This window comes from Mesorhizobium ventifaucium, from assembly GCF_935822925.1.
GTDB classification, from domain to species: Bacteria; Pseudomonadota; Alphaproteobacteria; order Rhizobiales; family Rhizobiaceae; genus Mesorhizobium; species Mesorhizobium ventifaucium.
Genome location: NZ_CAKXZS010000023.1, coordinates 375,746 through 392,095 on the forward strand (window position 1 = coordinate 375,746; position 16,350 = coordinate 392,095).

Genomic DNA, 16,350 nt, shown 5'->3' on the forward strand with positions numbered 1-16,350 from the left:
GCTTCAAAAAATCGAGCCCGACTTATGGCTGATACCTGACCTATTTGGCGCAGACGCCGCATGAATTCAATGCCGAAGCGCTTGACGCCCTCCCAAGCTACGGCCAGCCGGCCCGAGGACGTGCTAGCGCCTGATCTGTTTCCTTAAGCCGCCGGCGAGCGCCGCAAAACCACTGCCGGGCCGCAGCCCCTCGCGCATGAAAAAGGCGCGGAGCGGCGCGAAGCCGCCGAGCACGCCAAGGCCAGCACTGCGCGCCATCTGTGCCGGCAGCATCTGCGAGAGCAGCGACTTGTTGAGCAGGTTGACCGCATTGCTGCGCGCCAGGATGTCGGGCCGGCGCTTGAAATCATAGGCTGCGAGTGCCTTGACGGCGCCTGGGTCGTCCCTGTTTTTGCAAGCAATTCCAACCAAATCATCGATATCCCTGACACCAAGGTTGAGACCTTGCGCGCCGATCGGCGGAAACACATGGGCGGCTTCGCCGACAAGTGCCACCCGGTTGCGCGCGAAGCACCGCGGCGTCACGCCGGAAAGCTGGTAGATCTGCCGGCCGGGTTCGACGGAAACCCGGCCCAGCATCGATTGCATCCGCTGTTCGATCCGCATCGAAAGCGCCGCGTCGTCCAGTGCGGCGAGTTCCTTCGCCGTTTCCGGCTCTACCATCCAGACAAGGCTGGACCGGTTGCCGGGCAGGGGAACCTGGGTGAACGGGCCGGTCTCGGTGTGGAACTCGGTTGAGGTGAAAGCGTGGTCGCTGCGGTGGCCGAAATTGAGAACCAATGCCGCCTGCGGGTAGGGCCGCGCGGATGTCGAGATGTTGGCAGCCTCGCGGGCCGGCGACAAACGGCCATCTGCAGCGACGGCCAGCGATGCTGTGGCCTCGCTGCCGTCAGACAGGATCGCATGCGCATGGTCGCCCTCGAGGCGCCAGGTCTCCACCATCGCATTTCGCCATTCGATGCCGGAATGCGCGGCAACAACACTGGCAAGTGCGGGGTTGAGCGCACTGTTGGGTAAATTCAGCCCGAACTGCTCCTCGCCGATTTCGCTGGCGCGGAAAATGACCACCGGGCTGCGGATCAGCCGGCTGGTTGCATCGACGATGCGCATCACCTTCAGCGGCGCGGCCTGGGACCTCACCGCATCGAGGACGCCCAACCGCTCGAGGATCTTCAGGGCCGGATTCATCAGGGCCGTCGTGCGGCCGTCCTGGCTATTTGCCTCGGGTCCGACGAGCGTCACGGGAAAGCCGGCGTCTGCGAAACCAAGCGCTGCAATCAGCCCTGCCGGGCCACTGCCGGCGACCAGTATCCGTGCTGTTTCCCGACGGTCCAATTCGGCTTCCCGGTTGCGATGCGAGGCGGTCGGTCCGACCTGATGAGCATATAGATCAGATCATGCGGCTTGATCAACGCGGCGATTCGGCCCATTCGATTGCCATGACCGCCGAAGACCATGATTTCAGTCATCTCGACCGTTTCGGCCGCGCCGCGGCGAGCGTCTCGCGCAATCCTCGACTGGCGGTGAACATCGTTCTGGGCGGAGCGTCGTCCTGGCATGGCTGCTTCTTGGGGCTATGGCCATACGTGGCGCCGAAAGTCGGGTACCGGGCATCGATGCACCCGGTGACACGATGCTCAGGTACCTGCCGGGGCTGCCGCTGCCGGATCTTCTCGAGCGCTTCTTCACCCTTTGTCTTGCACCTGCGCCGCTCGACGGGGGCCTCGGCGCGCAGGCCGGAGCGCTCATCATCATGTGGTTCCTGATGGCGGTCGCCACCATGCTGCCTTCGGCGGCGCCGATGATCCGCACCTATTGCGAGATTGCCGATACCGCGCGGATCAAGGGCGAAGCGGTCGTCCATCCGCTGATCCTGGTCGCCGGTTACCTCAGCGTGTGGTTGGCTGCGTCGGCAGTGTTTGCGGCGCTGACGCTCATCGTTCACGCCTTCGCCTCATCTGTGCAGATGCTCGATCCGGTGGTCGGAGCGACCGGAGCAGTCGCGCTTTTGGCTGCTGGCCTCTATCAGTTCAGCGGCCTAAAGGAAGCCTGCCTGACAAAATGCAAAAGCCCGTTCTCGATCCTGTTTTCGAACTGGAGCGCGAGGCCCGGCCGCATTTTCCGGCTCGGCATGGCGCAGGGTGTCTGGTGCCTCGGCTGCTGCTGGGCGCTGATGCTGGTGATGTTCGCCGTCGGTGTGATGAACGTGTTCTGGTTGGCGTTGATCGGCCTGTTCACCTTGGTCGAAAAACAGTCGGCGGGCAGGCTGCCAACCCGGCTCGCCGGTGCGATACTGCTTGTCTGGGCAACCGCCCTGCTAGTAGTCTCGGCATAGGGAGAGAATTCGATGGCGGATCAAGGCTGGGCAATGAAAGGAGAGCTGGTGCTCTCCTGCAATTGCACGGTTTTTTGTCCTTGCGTGCTGTCCCTCGGCAGTCACCCGCCGACCGAGGGCTATTGTCAGACCTGGGCGGGGTTCCGCATCGATGCCGGCCATTTCGGCGAGGTCGACCTGTCCGGCCTCAATCTTGGGCTGGTCATGGAAATCCCCGGCTATATGAGCCGCGGCAACTGGACCGCCGGATTGTTCATCGACAAGCGCGCCTCAGTCTACGCTGTAAGGGCGCTGACCAGGATTTTCACCGGCAAGGCTGGGGGAACCACCTCGCTGCTAGCCATCCTGGTCGGAAAGTTCCTCGGCGTCGAGCAAGCGCCGATCACCTATGAGACGCGCGACAGGACGCGGATCTTCCAGATCCCGAAGATCATCGATGGGGCGGTGACGCCGACTTCCGGCAAGGACCGCGACGAGGATACGGTGATCAGTAATTCGGAGTACTGGATCGCACCGGAAATCATCGTCGCCAGCTCCGACAAGAGCAAGATGCGGGCCTTCGGCCGCAACTGGAATTTTGCCGGCCGCTCGGCCGAAATCTGCAAGCTGGACTGGCGGGGCCCGTGAGCAAAAAAACAACGGCCAGAAAAATCACGGCCGGAAAAATCACGGCCAGGAAAATCGCCGACAGGATTCCGAGGCCGAAGAAGAAAGTCACATGGCCGCAGGCGCGCGCGTTTTCGGTCCATCTGCTGACCGCGTCGGGCTCGTTCCTGGCGTTCCTGTCGCTGGTGGCAGCGAGCGAGCAGCGCTGGACGGCGATGTTCTGGTGGCTGGGGCTGGCGCTGTTCGTCGACGGCATCGACGGGCCGATCGCCAGGAAACTCGAGGTCAGGGAAATCCTGCCGACGTGGTCGGGCGAACTCCTCGACAACATCATCGATTACGTCACCTATGTGCTGATACCGGCCTTCGCGCTTTACCAGCGCGGCTTCATGGGTGAGGGCCTGTCGTTCCTGTCGGCGGCGATCATCGTCGTATCGAGCGCGATCTACTATGCCGACACCGGGATGAAGACCAAGGAAAATTTCTTCAAGGGGTTTCCCGTGGTCTGGAACATGGTGGTGTTCACGCTGTTCGTCATCGAGCCGGGACAATGGGTTTCCTTCGCCGTGGTCGTGGTGGCCGGCGTCCTGACCTTTGTGCCGATCAATTTCATCCACCCGGTGCGGGTGGTGCGGCTGCGGCCGATCAACCTTGGCATGACGCTGCTATGGTGCGCTTTCGGAGCGCTGGCGCTGGCGCAGGCAGCGCTTGCCGCCTTCTACGACCAGATCGGCGTCCTGGGCGAGCAGGTGAGTGTCTTCACCAAGATCGGCATCACGGTCACCGGACTTTACCTCGCATGCATCGGCGGTATCATGCAGCTCTTTCCAACGCTCGGCGCCAAGAAAACCTGATCCCAAGAGAGTCTGGTCGCAAGAGAGTCTGGTCCCAAGAGAGCCCCATCAATGTCCAAAGCAATACGCATCCACGCCCATGGCGGTCCGGAGGTCCTGACCTATGAGGACGCCGATCCGGGACAACCCGGCTCGGGGCAAATCCTGGTCAGGCACACGGCGATCGGCCTCAATTTCATCGACGTCTACCATCGCTCCGGCCTTTACCCGCCGCCAGGCGGTTTCCCGCTGATACCCGGCAGCGAGGCGGCTGGGGTGGTCGTGGAAGTGGGCGCGGATATCGACTGGCTGAAGCCGGGCGATCGCATCGCATACGCCGTGACGACTGGCGCCTATGCCGAGCAGCGCGTGATCGCCGCCGATCGCGTCGTCAAGGTGCCGGACGGCATCAGCGACGAACAGGCCGCCGCCATGATGCTGAAAGGGATGACGGCGGAATATCTGCTGCGCCGGACCTTCAAGGTGAAGGCGGGAGACACGATTCTGTTTCACGCGGCGGCCGGCGGTGTCGGGCTGATCCTCGGCCAATGGGCCAAGCATCTTGGCGCAACCGTGATCGGCACCGCCAGCTCCGCCGACAAGATCGAGCTCGCCAAGGCGCATGGCTTCGACCATGTCATCAACTACCGCGAGCAGAACTTCGTCGCCGGCGTCCTCGCCATCACCGGCGGCAAGAAGTGCGACGTCGTCTATGATTCGGTCGGCAACGACACCTTTCCGGCCTCGCTCGACTGCCTGAAGCCGCTCGGCATGTTCGCCAGCTTCGGTCAATCGTCGGGACCGGTCCCGCCGTTCAGCATGTCGCTGCTGGCGCAAAAAGGTTCGCTGTTCGCAACCCGTCCGACGCTGTTCGTCTACAACGCCAAGCGCGAAGACCTGGAAGCATCCGCCGCCGCGCTGTTCGAAATCGTGCTCAGCGGCGCGGTCAAGATAAAGATCAACCAGCGCTACGCGCTCGAGGACGCCGGCAAGGCGCATTCCGACCTTGAAGGCCGCAGGACAACCGGGACAACCATTCTTATCCCCTGAGCCTTGCTATCGCTTAGAGCGAAGAGCGTCCACTTGGACGCACAAAAGCACGCTCCAACATTTTGAGTCTACTCATCGTGCTTTCCGAAAATCGATTTCGATTTTCGGGCCGATGCGTTAGGTTTCCGCTGAAATTCTTGAAGCTCTTTCAAGACGGGTGCCGCTTTGCGATGACAGCAGGCCGCGCATACCATGCCTGCGGGAACACAGAACATATCTGGCAAACCAGATGGGAGGCACTGTGAGTGCAAATCAGGACGACGCAAACCTGCTTGAGGTTCGTGGCCTTACCAAGACGTTCGGCACACTGACAGCGTGCGACCATGTCGATCTCAGCGTCGCAAACGGCGAAATCCATGCGTTGCTCGGCGAGAACGGCGCCGGCAAGTCGACGCTCGTCAAAATGCTGTTCGGAACGCTGGAGCCCAATTCGGGCGAGATTTTCTGGAACGGCCGGGCGGTCACGATCACCAATCCCGGCTTTGCGAAGAAGCTTGGCATCGGCATGGTGTTCCAGCATTTTTCGCTGTTCGAGGCACTGACGGCGGCCGAGAACATCGCGCTGTCACTGGACGACGGTTCGCCGATCAGCACGATTGCCGCGAAGGCGAGGGCGCTTTCCTATAGCTACGGCCTGCCGCTCGATCCGCAATCGCTGGTCGGCGACCTCTCGGTGGGTGAGCGACAGCGTATCGAGATCATCCGCTGTCTTCTGCAGACGCCGCAACTCATCATTCTCGACGAGCCGACCTCGGTGCTGACGCCACAGGAAGCCGACAAGCTGTTCGAGACGCTCGAACGGCTGCGCTCGGAAGGAAAGTCCATCCTCTACATTTCGCACCGGCTTGAAGAGGTCAAGCGTATCTGCGACCGGGCCACCGTGCTGCGCCACGGCAAGGTGGTTGGCCATTGCAATCCGCGCAAGGAAACCGCGGCATCGCTGGCCCGCATGATGGTCGGCAACGACGTGGAGGCCGTGGTGCGCGCACCGGCCCAGGGTATCGAGACCGCGCAGCCGCTGCTTGAAATCCGCGCGCTCAGCCGCAAGCCGGCAACGCCGTTCTCGATCCCGCTCAGAAACATCAACTTGACCGTACGCGCCGGCGAGGTGATCGGCATTGCAGGCGTCGCCGGCAACGGCCAGGGCGAGTTCTTCGAATCCGTTTCCGGCGAGGTGCCGCAGCAGGATGCCGCCTCGGTGCGCATCCGCGGCAAGGACGCCGGCGGCCTCAGCATCACCGGCAGGCGGCTGATGGGCGCTGCCTTCGTGCCGGAAGAGCGGCTCGGCCACGGCGCAGCACCCCGCATGAAGCTTTCGGAAAACCTGCTGCTGTCGCGTCATGCCACCGACGGCAAGGTGTTTGTCGGCGCCGGCGGAATGGTCAAAAGCGATGCGATCTATGCCGCTGCCCAACGCATCATCAAGGCGATGGATGTGCGCAAGAGCGCTCCGGACCCCGAGGCGGCAGCGCTCTCAGGCGGCAATCTGCAGAAATTCATTGTCGGCCGCGAGCTCGACCGCAGGCCAAGCGTCATGGTCGTCAATCAGCCGACGTGGGGCGTCGACGCCGGTGCGGCCGCCCACATCCGGCAGACGCTGATCGAATTGGCGCGCAGCGGCTCGGCAGTGCTGGTCATCAGCCAGGATCTCGACGAATTGTTCGAGATATCCGACGCGATCGCGGTGATGCACAATGGCGAATTGTCGAAGCCCTTGCCGATCGTCGAGGCCACGTTCGAAAAGATCGGACTGCTGATGGGCGGGGCCGAGCCGGGCCACGCCGAACACGCTCTGGAGACGTCATGATGCGCCTCGAACTCGTCAAACGGCCGCAGCGCTCGATGCTGTTCTCGGCGCTGTCGCCCTTCATTGCATTCGTGCTGACGATCATTGCCGGCGCCATCCTGTTCGCACTGCTTGGCGTCAATCCTGTGAAGGCGTTCCAAATTTACTTCCTCGAGCCTGTCAGCCAGGTCTGGCAGCTGCATGAACTGGCGATCAAGGCGGCACCGCTCATCCTGATCGGGGTCGGCCTGTCGGTTTGCTATAGAGCCAACATCTGGAACATCGGCGCGGAAGGCCAGTTCATCCTGGGCGGCATCGTCGGCTCGAGCATTCCGGTGCTGTTCCCGCAATTTGAGGGCCCTCTGGTGCTGCCGCTGATGCTGCTGTTCGGCATGGTCGGCGGTGCCGCCTACGCCGCCATTCCCGCCCTGCTCAAGGCGCGCTTCAACACCAACGAGATCCTGACCAGCCTGATGCTGGTCTATGTCGCGCAGCTGTTCCTCGACTGGCTGGTGCGCGGGCCGTGGCGCGATCCGAAGGGTTTCAATTTCCCGCAGACGATACAGTTCAACGACTCGGCGATATTGCCGGAACTGATGCCGGCCTCCGGCCGTGCCAATTGGGGTTTCGTGTTCGCGCTGGTCGCCGCGGTGCTGGTCTGGATCCTGATGAGCCGCATGCTGAAAGGCTTTGAGGTCCGCGTGCTCGGCTCAAGCCCCAGGGCAGGGCGCTTCGCCGGCTTCGGCATCAACCGGATGGTGTTCTTCGCCTTCATGCTGTCGGGGGCACTGGCCGGACTTGCCGGCATCTCGGAAGTCTCCGGCGCCATCGGCCAGCTGCAGCCGGTGATTTCGCCCGGCTACGGTTTTGCCGCCATCATCGTGGCGTTCCTCGGCCGGCTCAATCCATTAGGCATTGTCGCGGCGGGCCTGGTGCTGGCGCTGACCTATCTCGGCGGCGAGGCGGTACAAAGCGCGCTCGGCATCTCCGACAAGGTGGCGCGCGTCTTCCAGGGCATGCTCCTGTTCTTCGTGCTCGGCTGCGACACGCTCATTCACTACCGCATTCGTCTGATCGGCTTGGCTACGCCGACGCTTGAAGCCGCGCCGAAGCTGGAGGAGGCCCGCTGATGGACATCACCGTCAACATTCTTTTGACCATCGCGACCGCGGCGACGCCTTTGCTGATCGCAGCGATCGGCGAGCTGGTGGTCGAACGTTCCGGCGTGCTCAACCTCGGTGTCGAAGGCATGATGATCATGGGCGCGGTCGGCGGTTTCGGCGCCGGCTATCTCACCGGATCGCCATGGATCGGGTTGTTGGCGGCGATCGCCCTGGGTGCGGTGTTTTCGCTGCTGTTCGCCGTCATGACATTGTCGCTGGCCACCAACCAGGTGGCGACCGGCCTGTCGCTGACATTGCTCGGCCTCGGCCTTTCCGGCATGATGGGCACCAGCTTTGTCGGCCAGCCCGGCGCCAGGCTGCCAAACCTCGACATTCCCGGCCTGACAGCGATCCCCGTCATCGGCAGGTTGTTGTTCGGCCAGGACCCGATCTTCTACATCTCGATTGCATTGACCGTCGCCGTCATGTGGTTCCTGTTTAAGACCCGCACCGGACTGACGCTGCGCTCGATCGGCGACAGCCACACATCGGCCCATGCGCTTGGCATCAAGGTCATCCGCTACCGCTATCTGGCGGTGATCTTCGGCGGCGCCTGTGCCGGCCTTGCCGGAGGCCACCTGTCGCTGGTCTATACGCCGCAATGGGTAGAGAACATGACCGCCGGACGCGGTTGGATCGCGCTGGCGCTGGTCGTGTTCGCATCATGGCGGCCATGGCGGGTGCTGGCGGGCGCCTATATCTTCGGCGCGGTCTGGATCGGCCAGCTTCATGCACAGGCTTTTGGCATTCCGGTTCCCTCGCAACTGCTTTCTTCGTTGCCCTATCTGGCAACCATCGTGGTTCTCGTTCTAATCTCGCGCAACAAGCGTTTGACGATGATGAACACACCGGCTTCCTTGGGGCAGCCATTCGTTCCGGATCGTTGACGATAAAAGACAAACGGGAAGCTCCAAGGCTTAACTCAGAGAGGTAACACGATGAAAAAACTGCTTATTGCGCTGATGACCGCAGCGGCAGCATTGTCTGTGGCGGCGACCGCCGAAGCTCAGGAAAAGCTGAAAGCCTGCTGGGTTTACACCGGCCCGATCGGCGATTTCGGCTATTCGTACCAGCATGACCAGGGCCGCCTGGACGTGGAGAAGGCACTCGGCGACAAGGTCGAGACCGCTTATCTGGAGAACGTCTCCGAGGGTCCCGATGCCGATCGTGCCTTCGAGCGCCTGGCGCGCGAAGGATGCAAGATCATTTTCGGCACGTCCTTCGGCTTCATGGACCCCGAAGTGAAGGTCGCCAAAAAATTCCCCGACGTGATGTTCGAACACGCGACCGGCTACAAGACGGCTGAAAATCTCGGCATCTACAACGCACGTTTCTACGAAGGCCGCTACATCCTCGGCCAGATCGCCGCCAAGCAGTCGAAGTCGGGCGTCGCCGGCTACATCGTTTCGTTCCCGATTCCCGAAGTGGTGATGGGTATCAATTCCTTCATGCTCGGCGCCCAGTCGATCAAGCCAGATTTCAAGGCGAAGATCGTCTGGATCAATTCATGGTTCGATCCGGGCAAGGAAGCCGATGCCGCCAAGGCTCTGTTCGACCAAGGTGCCGACATCATCGTCCAGCACACCGACTCGACCGCTCCCCTGCAAGTCGCCGAAGAGCGCGGACTGCAGGGCTTCGGCCAGTCTTCGGACATGATCAAGTTCGCCCCCAAGGCGCAGCTGACCTCGATCGTCGACGATTGGGGGCCGTATTATATCGGCCGGGTGAATGCTGCACTCGACGGCACATGGAAACCCGGCAATGTCTGGCTGGGCATCAAGGACGGCGCCGTTAAGATGGCGCCTTACACCAACATGCCCGACGACGTGAAGGCGATGGCGGAAGCCACCGAGAAGAAGATTGTCGAAGGATGGAACCCGTTCACCGGGCCGATTGCCAAGCAGGACGGCACGCCGTGGCTGAAGGACGGCGAAGTCGCCGACGACCCTACGCTGCTCGGCATGAACTTCTACGTCAAGGGCGTTGACGACAAGCTGCCGCAGTAAGCGCAAGCCTTGGCTCGGCCGGCTTTCGCCGGCACAGGAGAGGGCGCCTTTGGCGCCCTCTCTTCATCTGCAGAGCTTCGAAGATTAACTGCCCGGCTGCGAATCCCACTCACGAAAGTTCAGCGGGCGACTATCGTGTGAACGCCCGTCGGCAGCCTGATACGATCCGATGTGGGAGCGAGCGCCGGGCGCCGCCCCTCTGTCGTGATCTGCCATATCTCGACGGCGCCGCCAAGCGGCGCTTCCTCATTGCGGTAACGGTTCACACCAACGAAGAGCTTTTGTCCCGTGCGATCAAAAGCGAGTCCTTGCGGCAGCACGCCTGCGATCGGCCATTCGCCGTGCGGCGATAGCCGTCCTGCTTCAGTGTCCAGCTGATAGAGGCTGAGCGACGCGTGCTCCGTCCAGTCGCGCAAGCCATCTGGCTTACCGGTGCCGCGAAGATTGGACGTGACAAGAAAGCGGCCGTCGGGGCTGAAGGCGATCGTCTCGGCGCCCCAGCCACCAAGCGCGATGTGAGGCACGGTGTGCCTTGCTGCGTCGCCCGTCGTCCCGACATCGGCAAGCCGGACCGTGGTGAGAATGCCCTCCTGAACGCCATAGAAACCAGCCGTATCGATTCCCCATTGAACATCGGAGGTGATGTAGTAGCGGCCGTCTGGCGAAAAGCGGCCGACAAAGGGGAACTTGTTCGTCTGGATGCGATTGCCCCAGGGACGAATAGCAGAAACCGTTCCGTCCTCTCCGCGCAGCACCTCGTAGAAGGCAACCTGACCACGGTCGACGAGATTGATCCCGACATACCGGCCGCTTGGATGCCACTGCACCCAGGTCGCCTTCAATGGAATGAAACCCGTTGACGGCTCAAGACCGAGACCGAAGCTGGACACTTGGCCGAACCGACCCTCCCTGACCGGAACGAAAGTGAGTTCGTGTTCGGCGTCGGCAGCAATTGCGGCGATGAGATCGCCAGCAGGATTGAGATGGATCGCCTGCGGCTGGATTCCGATCCGCACGCTGTCGACCACCGCCGAGTGGCCGCCATCGAACTGGAGCGATCGGATCGTGTCGCCTTGCTGCAACTCGTCGAGGCGGGTCGCCCGCTCGGAGCGTTGACGGAAGGTTTCGGCGACGAAAACGAACTGGCCATCCAGGGAGACGTCTAGTGCTCCGGGCGGCCCATAGGTCGAATTCGAAACCTTCGTCATCGCAACAGAGCGAGACCGCTCTGTCGGCGAGGTGATGATGGACAGCGTATCCCGATAGTGAGGATCTGGAGGCCCGAGCTCGCCCGTCTCGTAGACGGTCGGCACCATATCGACATCCGACAGCGCGAACACGGTCTCTCCGCGACTTTCGGCCGGCTGAGCGCTTGAGAGGTTCGGCATCAGGAATAGAACAACAGCAGCGAGAGAACAGCGTCGCATCAATGTCTCCATATTGATTGAAGGGCGCCTATGTTCGGGGTTCGCTTACAGTCGTCAAATCGATATTTGACATCTCAATATTCCTCTCAGTAATAAGAGCTCGGAGGTCCAGCATGAATCTGGCTTCGATCGATCTGAACCTGCTTGTCGCCTTCGACGCTCTGCTCAGTGAAGGCAGCGTGAGCGGGGCGGCGGCCCGTATCGGGCTGAGCCAGCCAGCGATGAGCAAGCGCCTCGCCCATCTGCGTCGGCTCTTCGCCGATGATCTCTTCGTCCGTCATGCCGATGGCGTGCGGCCGACCGAAAAGGCGCTCGACCTCGCCGATCCGATCCGGGCCGCGCTACGCCAGATCCAGGATGCGCTGGGTGGGTTCGGCCAGTTCTCGCCGGAGCGATGGGGTCGCATCTTCAGGATCGCGACCACCGATCACATCGCGGCGACTTTGATGCCCATGCTGCGCTCCGTTCAGCGGCGCCGAGAATGTCGATCGTCCTGCGCAGCCTACACCGACAGGAAATCGTCGATTGTCTCGACAAGGGCTCGATAGACCTTGCGGTCACTATCCTGCCCGATGCGCCGACGACGATCAAACGTGCATCACTCTTCCACGTGAACTGGCTATCGATCGTCTCGGCCGAGCATCCTGAGATCCGCGACGCGATGACGCTCGAACTCTTTCTTAAGTATCCGCACTTGCTGGTCACTCATGTCGGCGATCTGAAGGGCCACATTGATCGCCTTCTGGACGACCGCGGCCTGAAGCGGACCGTAGCAAAGCAATGAGCCTGCCTTATGCGCTCGCCGTGCCGGCGATCATCGCCCAGACGGACATGATCTGCACCTTGTCGGCAAACGTGATCCGGCTGACGAATTGGCCGCGCGTGCGCTCATTTCCGCTGCCCTTCGATTACATCGGTTATAAGGAAACTCTGCTATGGCATCGGAGGAACGACAGCGACCCCGGTCACGCCTGGCTCAGGCGGATGCTTATCCGTGCAAGCGAAACAGTCACGTCCTAAAAGCGCGTCGCGTTTGACCGGCCTCACGCGACGCGCTTTAGGTTGTTGTTTTATGCATGTCGTTATCGCAAAACCGCTGCACACCCTCGGGTCAGGCCCGAGGGCATGCTTTTGAGCGACATGCATTAGAGCGCTTTGCGTTTTGGTCGAACCAAAACCGCGCTCTAACTCTCTATTTTAGCGCATTTTGTCGGACGCCAACGAAGACGTTTGGCTGCAAAATGCTCTAGCAGAAGGGGTCTTCACCCCGCCGGCGGTCAGACCGCCGAGCCGTAGAGATCGTAGGCGTCGGCACGGTCGATCTTGACGGTGACGACATCGCCGGCACGCAATGGGCGCCGCGACTGGATATGCACCGAGCCGTCGATTTCGGGTGCGTCGTACTTGGTGCGGCCCTTCGCCGAGGTGCCATGGGCCTCGTCGATCAGCACTGGCAGACGCTTGCCGACCTTCCTGGCGAGCTGCGTCGCCGAGATCTTCTGCTGACGCTGCATGAAACGGTGCCAGCGCGCCTCCTTGATTTCCTGCGGTACCTGTTCGAGGCCGAGGTCGTTGGAGCGGGCGCCCCTGACCGGCTCGTATTTGAAACAGCCGGCGCGATCGATCCTGGCTTCGTCCAGCCAGTCGAGCAGCATCTCGAAATCGTCGTCCGTCTCGCCGGGGAAGCCGACGATGAAGGTGGAGCGGATCGCCAGATCCGGACAGATTTCGCGCCAGCCGCGAATACGGTCGAGCGTCTTTTCGCCATGGGCGGGCCGGCGCATGTTCTTCAGCACTCGCGGCGAGGCGTGCTGGAACGGGATGTCCAGATAGGGAAGGATCTTTCCTTCGGCCATCAGCGGGATGACATCGGCGACATGCGGGTAGGGGTAGACGTAGTGCATGCGTACCCAGACGCCGAGCTTGCCGAGTTCCTCCGACAGATCGAGGAATTTGGCCCGCACTTCGCGATCGCCGAACATGCTGGCCTGGTACTTGATATCGATGCCGTAGGCGCTGGTGTCCTGCGAGATGACCAGGATTTCCTTGACGCCGGCCTTGGCCAGTTTCTCGGCCTCACGTAGCACGTCGGCCGCCGGCCGCGAGACGAGATCGCCGCGCAGCGCCGGGATGATGCAGAAGGTGCAGCGGTTGTTGCAGCCCTCCGAAATCTTGAGATAGGCATAGTGGCGCGGCGTGAGCTTGACGCCTTGCGACGGCAAAAGGTCGACATAGGGATCGTGGCTCGGGGGCGCGGCCTGATGCACCGCAGCCATCACGCTCTCGTAGGCCTGCGGACCGGTGATGGCGAGAACGTTGGGATGCTTTTCGCGGATGACGTCAGGTTCGGCGCCGAGACAGCCGGTGACGATGACCCTGCCGTTCTCCGAAAGGGCGGAGCCGATGGCATTGAGCGATTCGTCGCGAGCCGAATCGAGAAAGCCGCAGGTGTTGACGACGACCAGATCGGCGCCGTCATGCTTGCGCGCGATCTCATAGCCCTCGGCGCGCAGGCGGGTGATGATGCGCTCCGAATCCACCAGGGCTTTGGGGCATCCAAGGCTGACGAAACTGACGCGAGGGACAGACATGTGCGGTTTCCAATGGACGCGGGCCGGAAACCCTGAGGCCCGGCCCGGAAGTCTCGATGCATGTTGATCTTTTGAGCTTTCGCGGAAGCTCAATTTGCACGGCGCAATAGCATAGTTCCGCAATCAAGCAAACCGAGGAATGGCTTGGCGCCGCTCGGGCGGACCTGCACTGCTAAGGTTCCCGGCACTGCTAAGGTTTCCCTGCTCTGCTAAGGTTCAATGACCGCCCGGCCGAACCAGGGCGCCAGGAACGCAAACTGTTCGGGGAACTGCTGCACAGCACCATCCAGAAGCATCTTCACGGCGACGTAGAAAATGATCACCAGGCCGATATAGGCGATCCAGCGGTACTTATGCAGGAGGCGAGCGACAAACGAAGCGGCGAAGCCCATCAGCGCAATCGACAGCGCCAAACCGATGATCAGGACCGTCGGGTGGTCCATCGCCGCGCCGGCGACTGCAAGGACGTTGTCGAGAGACATCGAAACGTCGGCAATGACGATCTGCCAGGCTGCCTGTGCGAAGGTCTTGCGTGGTCCTTTGCCGCCAATCGTCCCGCTTTTGTCGTAATCGACATTCGACAACGATTCCGTCGCGTCATGTTCCTGCTCGTAGCTGACACGCAACTCGCGCCACATCTTCCAGCACACCCAAAGCAGCAGCAGGCCGCCGGCTATCAGGAGAATGGGGCCGATGGTGAGGAGCCACTGTGTGATCAGGGCGAAGAAGATGCGAAGCACGGTGGCCGCCGCAATGCCGACGAGAATCGCCTTCTTGCGCTGATCCGACGGCAGGCCTGCCGCGGCAAGGCCGATGACGATGGCATTGTCGCCGGCAAGCACAAGGTCGATGGCAATGACCTGGAGCAGGGCCGCGAGGCCAGCGGCGGTAAAAATTTCCATCAGCTGGAATTTCCTTGCTTGGTCGCCAATCGTTCGCGCCGAACGCCTAACGTGTATGGTTCCCGCGCGTCAAGGCTCCATGGCGATAAAGACGGCAAACTGCCAGTCGCGGTCGAAATCGCCAGCAGCCAGTGAAAGCTGCCGATCGAACGACGCCCCGGTCGTCAGCACGCAAGGCACCGCAGACGCCCGCTCACGGCGCAGGGCTCAACCTCAGGTTGAACCGCCGAGGATAGGGTTGAAGCGTGCCGCCACCGCAATAGATTTCGGGTACCGGAGAGTACAGTGCCTTATTCGGGTACCGGAGAGTACAGTGCCTTATTCGGGTACCGAAGAGTACGGTGCCTTGGAGGGTGTTCCTCACAGGAGAGGCTCGTGACGTCTGACGACAACACACCCGTCCTTTCCGGGGCAATCGGGGAATACCGCGAGTTCGATCCTCCGGCCGCACTCGAAGGGCATTTCCAATGTGCCTGGTCCAATACATTGCGACCGGACGCGGCATTGCGACCGGACGCGGGGAGCCTATCGGCCGTGGTCCCCGACGGCTGCGTCGACATCACCTGGATCGACGGCGATCTGGTCGTGGCGGGCCCCGACGTGGAGGTTGCCCTCTCTACGCTGACTTCAGGCTCTACGGTTATCGGCTCCCGCTTCCGACCGGGTGCGGCAAGCCGGTGGCTCGGTCTGCCGATGTCGGAAATCGTCGGCGGCCGGGTGGCGCTCAGCCACTTCTGGGGAGCGCTGGCGCGCGAAATCGCCCAAAAAATTGGCGATGCGTCCTCCACGGTGGGGCGGATGCGGGCGATGCAAGCGGCACTGTGCAGGCTTGCGCCAGATGTCGAGCCGCCGCCTCCCGACATGGGATTTGCCTTCAACGCGCTGAGAACCGAATCCGCCGGCCCGGGCATGGCGGTGATCCTCGACCGGCTCGACGTCAGCCCGCGAACGCTTCGCCGCCGCTGCCGGGAAGCTTTCGGCTATGGTCCGAAGACGCTCGACCGCATTCTCCGCTTCCAGCGGTTCCTGAACCTGGCGCGGCAGGCCACCGAGCCGCGCCTGGCCGATCTTGCGTTCGAGGCGGGTTATTCCGACCAGGCCCATCTGACGCGCGAGGTGCGGCGCCTGTCGGGCTTCTCGCCGGCGACGGTTCTGCGACAGCTCAGCGCCTGAGCTGACCGTTTCGTTCAATACGCGACCGCCAACTCGGCCTAGTCTGCCTTCGTTGAAAGGAGGCAGATATGACCATCTACAGATCCCGCATCATCACCGTGTCCATCGACCGGGACTGGCGCGAAGTCTATGACTTCGCCTCTATCCCTGAGAATTTCCAGCGCTGGGCGGCAGGCCTCGGCAGGCGCTTCGAACGATTAGGCGAGGAATGGACCGCGGAGGACCCCGACGGTCGGCTCATCCGCATCCGCTTCTCCCGGCCAAACGAATACGGTGTCCTCGATCACATCGTCTTTGCCGAGGACAAGGAAACCCGCAATGCGATGCGCGTGGTTGCCAACGGGACCGGCGCGGAGGTCATGTTCGTGCTCTTGAGGACGCCGGACATGACGGAGGAGATATTCGCTGCCGACGCGGAGGCCGTGCAGCGTGACCTCAACACCCTGAAGGGAATGCTCGAACGCTGAGCATCCAAAAA

The 16,350-nt window shown here is 62.0% G+C and carries 16 protein-coding genes; 12 read left to right on the top strand and 4 right to left on the bottom strand.

Annotated elements, in window-relative coordinates; all coding sequences use genetic code 11:
- Nucleotides 1-123: 123 nt before the first annotated feature.
- Complete coding sequence (locus tag NMG70_RS19775) at nt 124-1,335, bottom strand: UbiH/UbiF family hydroxylase (RefSeq protein WP_254026088.1); 1,212 nt, start codon at nt 1,333-1,335, stop codon at nt 124-126.
- 298 nt (nt 1,336-1,633) lie between these two features.
- Here NMG70_RS19775 and NMG70_RS19780 point away from each other — a divergent pair, with 298 nt between their 5' ends.
- The 8 genes from NMG70_RS19780 (at nt 1,634) to NMG70_RS19815 (ending at nt 9,779) form a co-directional block, all read left to right on the top strand.
- Nucleotides 1,634-2,335: a DUF2182 domain-containing protein gene (locus NMG70_RS19780; protein ID WP_254026089.1), complete on the top strand. Its 702-nt coding sequence runs from the start codon at nt 1,634-1,636 to the stop codon at nt 2,333-2,335.
- A gap of 12 nt (nt 2,336-2,347) precedes the next feature.
- Nucleotides 2,348-2,962, top strand: a complete 615-nt coding sequence (locus NMG70_RS19785) for a DUF1326 domain-containing protein (protein ID WP_254026090.1) — start codon at nt 2,348-2,350, stop codon at nt 2,960-2,962.
- Nucleotides 2,959-3,795 carry a phosphatidylcholine synthase gene (pcsA, locus tag NMG70_RS19790; RefSeq protein ID WP_301555165.1) on the top strand — a complete coding sequence of 279 codons (837 nt, stop codon included), beginning with the start codon at nt 2,959-2,961 and terminating at the stop codon, nt 3,793-3,795. The genes NMG70_RS19785 and pcsA overlap by 4 nt, the downstream gene beginning before the upstream one ends.
- A 51-nt stretch (nt 3,796-3,846) precedes the next feature.
- The gene (locus tag NMG70_RS19795; protein WP_254026091.1) at nt 3,847-4,824 is read left to right on the top strand and encodes a quinone oxidoreductase family protein; all 978 of its coding nucleotides are present in this window, start codon (nt 3,847-3,849) and stop codon (nt 4,822-4,824) included.
- Between the two features lie 229 nt (nt 4,825-5,053).
- On the top strand, nt 5,054-6,631 hold the full coding sequence (locus tag NMG70_RS19800) for an ABC transporter ATP-binding protein (protein ID WP_254026092.1): 1,578 nt from the start codon (nt 5,054-5,056) through the stop codon (nt 6,629-6,631).
- Nucleotides 6,628-7,740, top strand: coding sequence for an ABC transporter permease (locus NMG70_RS19805; protein ID WP_254026093.1), 1,113 nt, complete (start codon nt 6,628-6,630; stop codon nt 7,738-7,740). Before NMG70_RS19800 ends, NMG70_RS19805 begins: the two co-directional genes overlap by 4 nt.
- Entirely contained in the window at nt 7,740-8,660 is a 921-nt protein-coding gene (locus tag NMG70_RS19810) for an ABC transporter permease (RefSeq protein WP_254026094.1), read from the top strand. The genes NMG70_RS19805 and NMG70_RS19810 overlap by 1 nt, the downstream gene beginning before the upstream one ends.
- 51 nt (nt 8,661-8,711) lie before the next feature.
- Nucleotides 8,712-9,779 carry a BMP family ABC transporter substrate-binding protein gene (locus NMG70_RS19815; protein ID WP_254026095.1) on the top strand — a complete coding sequence of 356 codons (1,068 nt, stop codon included), beginning with the start codon at nt 8,712-8,714 and terminating at the stop codon, nt 9,777-9,779.
- A 119-nt stretch (nt 9,780-9,898) separates the two neighbouring features.
- Here NMG70_RS19815 and NMG70_RS19820 read toward each other — a convergent pair whose 3' ends face one another.
- Nucleotides 9,899-11,206, bottom strand: coding sequence for a beta-propeller fold lactonase family protein (locus tag NMG70_RS19820; protein ID WP_254026096.1), 1,308 nt, complete (start codon nt 11,204-11,206; stop codon nt 9,899-9,901).
- Nucleotides 11,207-11,319: 113 nt separating this feature from the next.
- Between NMG70_RS19820 and NMG70_RS19825 the strand changes: the two genes are divergently transcribed.
- Both NMG70_RS19825 and NMG70_RS19830 read left to right on the top strand, forming a co-directional pair.
- Nucleotides 11,320-11,754 carry a LysR family transcriptional regulator gene (locus NMG70_RS19825; RefSeq protein WP_254026097.1) on the top strand — a complete coding sequence of 145 codons (435 nt, stop codon included), beginning with the start codon at nt 11,320-11,322 and terminating at the stop codon, nt 11,752-11,754.
- Complete coding sequence (locus NMG70_RS19830; RefSeq protein WP_254026098.1) at nt 11,688-11,990, top strand: LysR substrate-binding domain-containing protein; 303 nt, start codon at nt 11,688-11,690, stop codon at nt 11,988-11,990. Before NMG70_RS19825 ends, NMG70_RS19830 begins: the two co-directional genes overlap by 67 nt.
- Nucleotides 11,991-12,483: 493 nt before the next feature.
- Here NMG70_RS19830 and rimO read toward each other — a convergent pair whose 3' ends face one another.
- Both rimO and NMG70_RS19845 read right to left on the bottom strand, forming a co-directional pair.
- Nucleotides 12,484-13,797 carry a 30S ribosomal protein S12 methylthiotransferase RimO gene (rimO, locus tag NMG70_RS19840; protein ID WP_254026100.1) on the bottom strand — a complete coding sequence of 438 codons (1,314 nt, stop codon included), beginning with the start codon at nt 13,795-13,797 and terminating at the stop codon, nt 12,484-12,486.
- 209 nt (nt 13,798-14,006) lie between these two features.
- Nucleotides 14,007-14,699 (bottom strand): TerC family protein, encoded by a 693-nt coding sequence (locus NMG70_RS19845; RefSeq protein ID WP_254026101.1) that lies wholly within the window; start codon nt 14,697-14,699, stop codon nt 14,007-14,009.
- Nucleotides 14,700-15,074: 375 nt separating this feature from the next.
- Here NMG70_RS19845 and NMG70_RS19850 point away from each other — a divergent pair, with 375 nt between their 5' ends.
- Together NMG70_RS19850 and NMG70_RS19855 are read left to right on the top strand one after the other, a co-directional pair.
- Entirely contained in the window at nt 15,075-15,872 is a 798-nt protein-coding gene (locus NMG70_RS19850) for a helix-turn-helix domain-containing protein (protein WP_254026102.1), read from the top strand.
- Between the two features lie 68 nt (nt 15,873-15,940).
- Entirely contained in the window at nt 15,941-16,339 is a 399-nt protein-coding gene (locus NMG70_RS19855) for an SRPBCC family protein (protein WP_254026103.1), read from the top strand.
- The last annotated feature ends 11 nt before the right edge of the window (nt 16,340-16,350 follow it).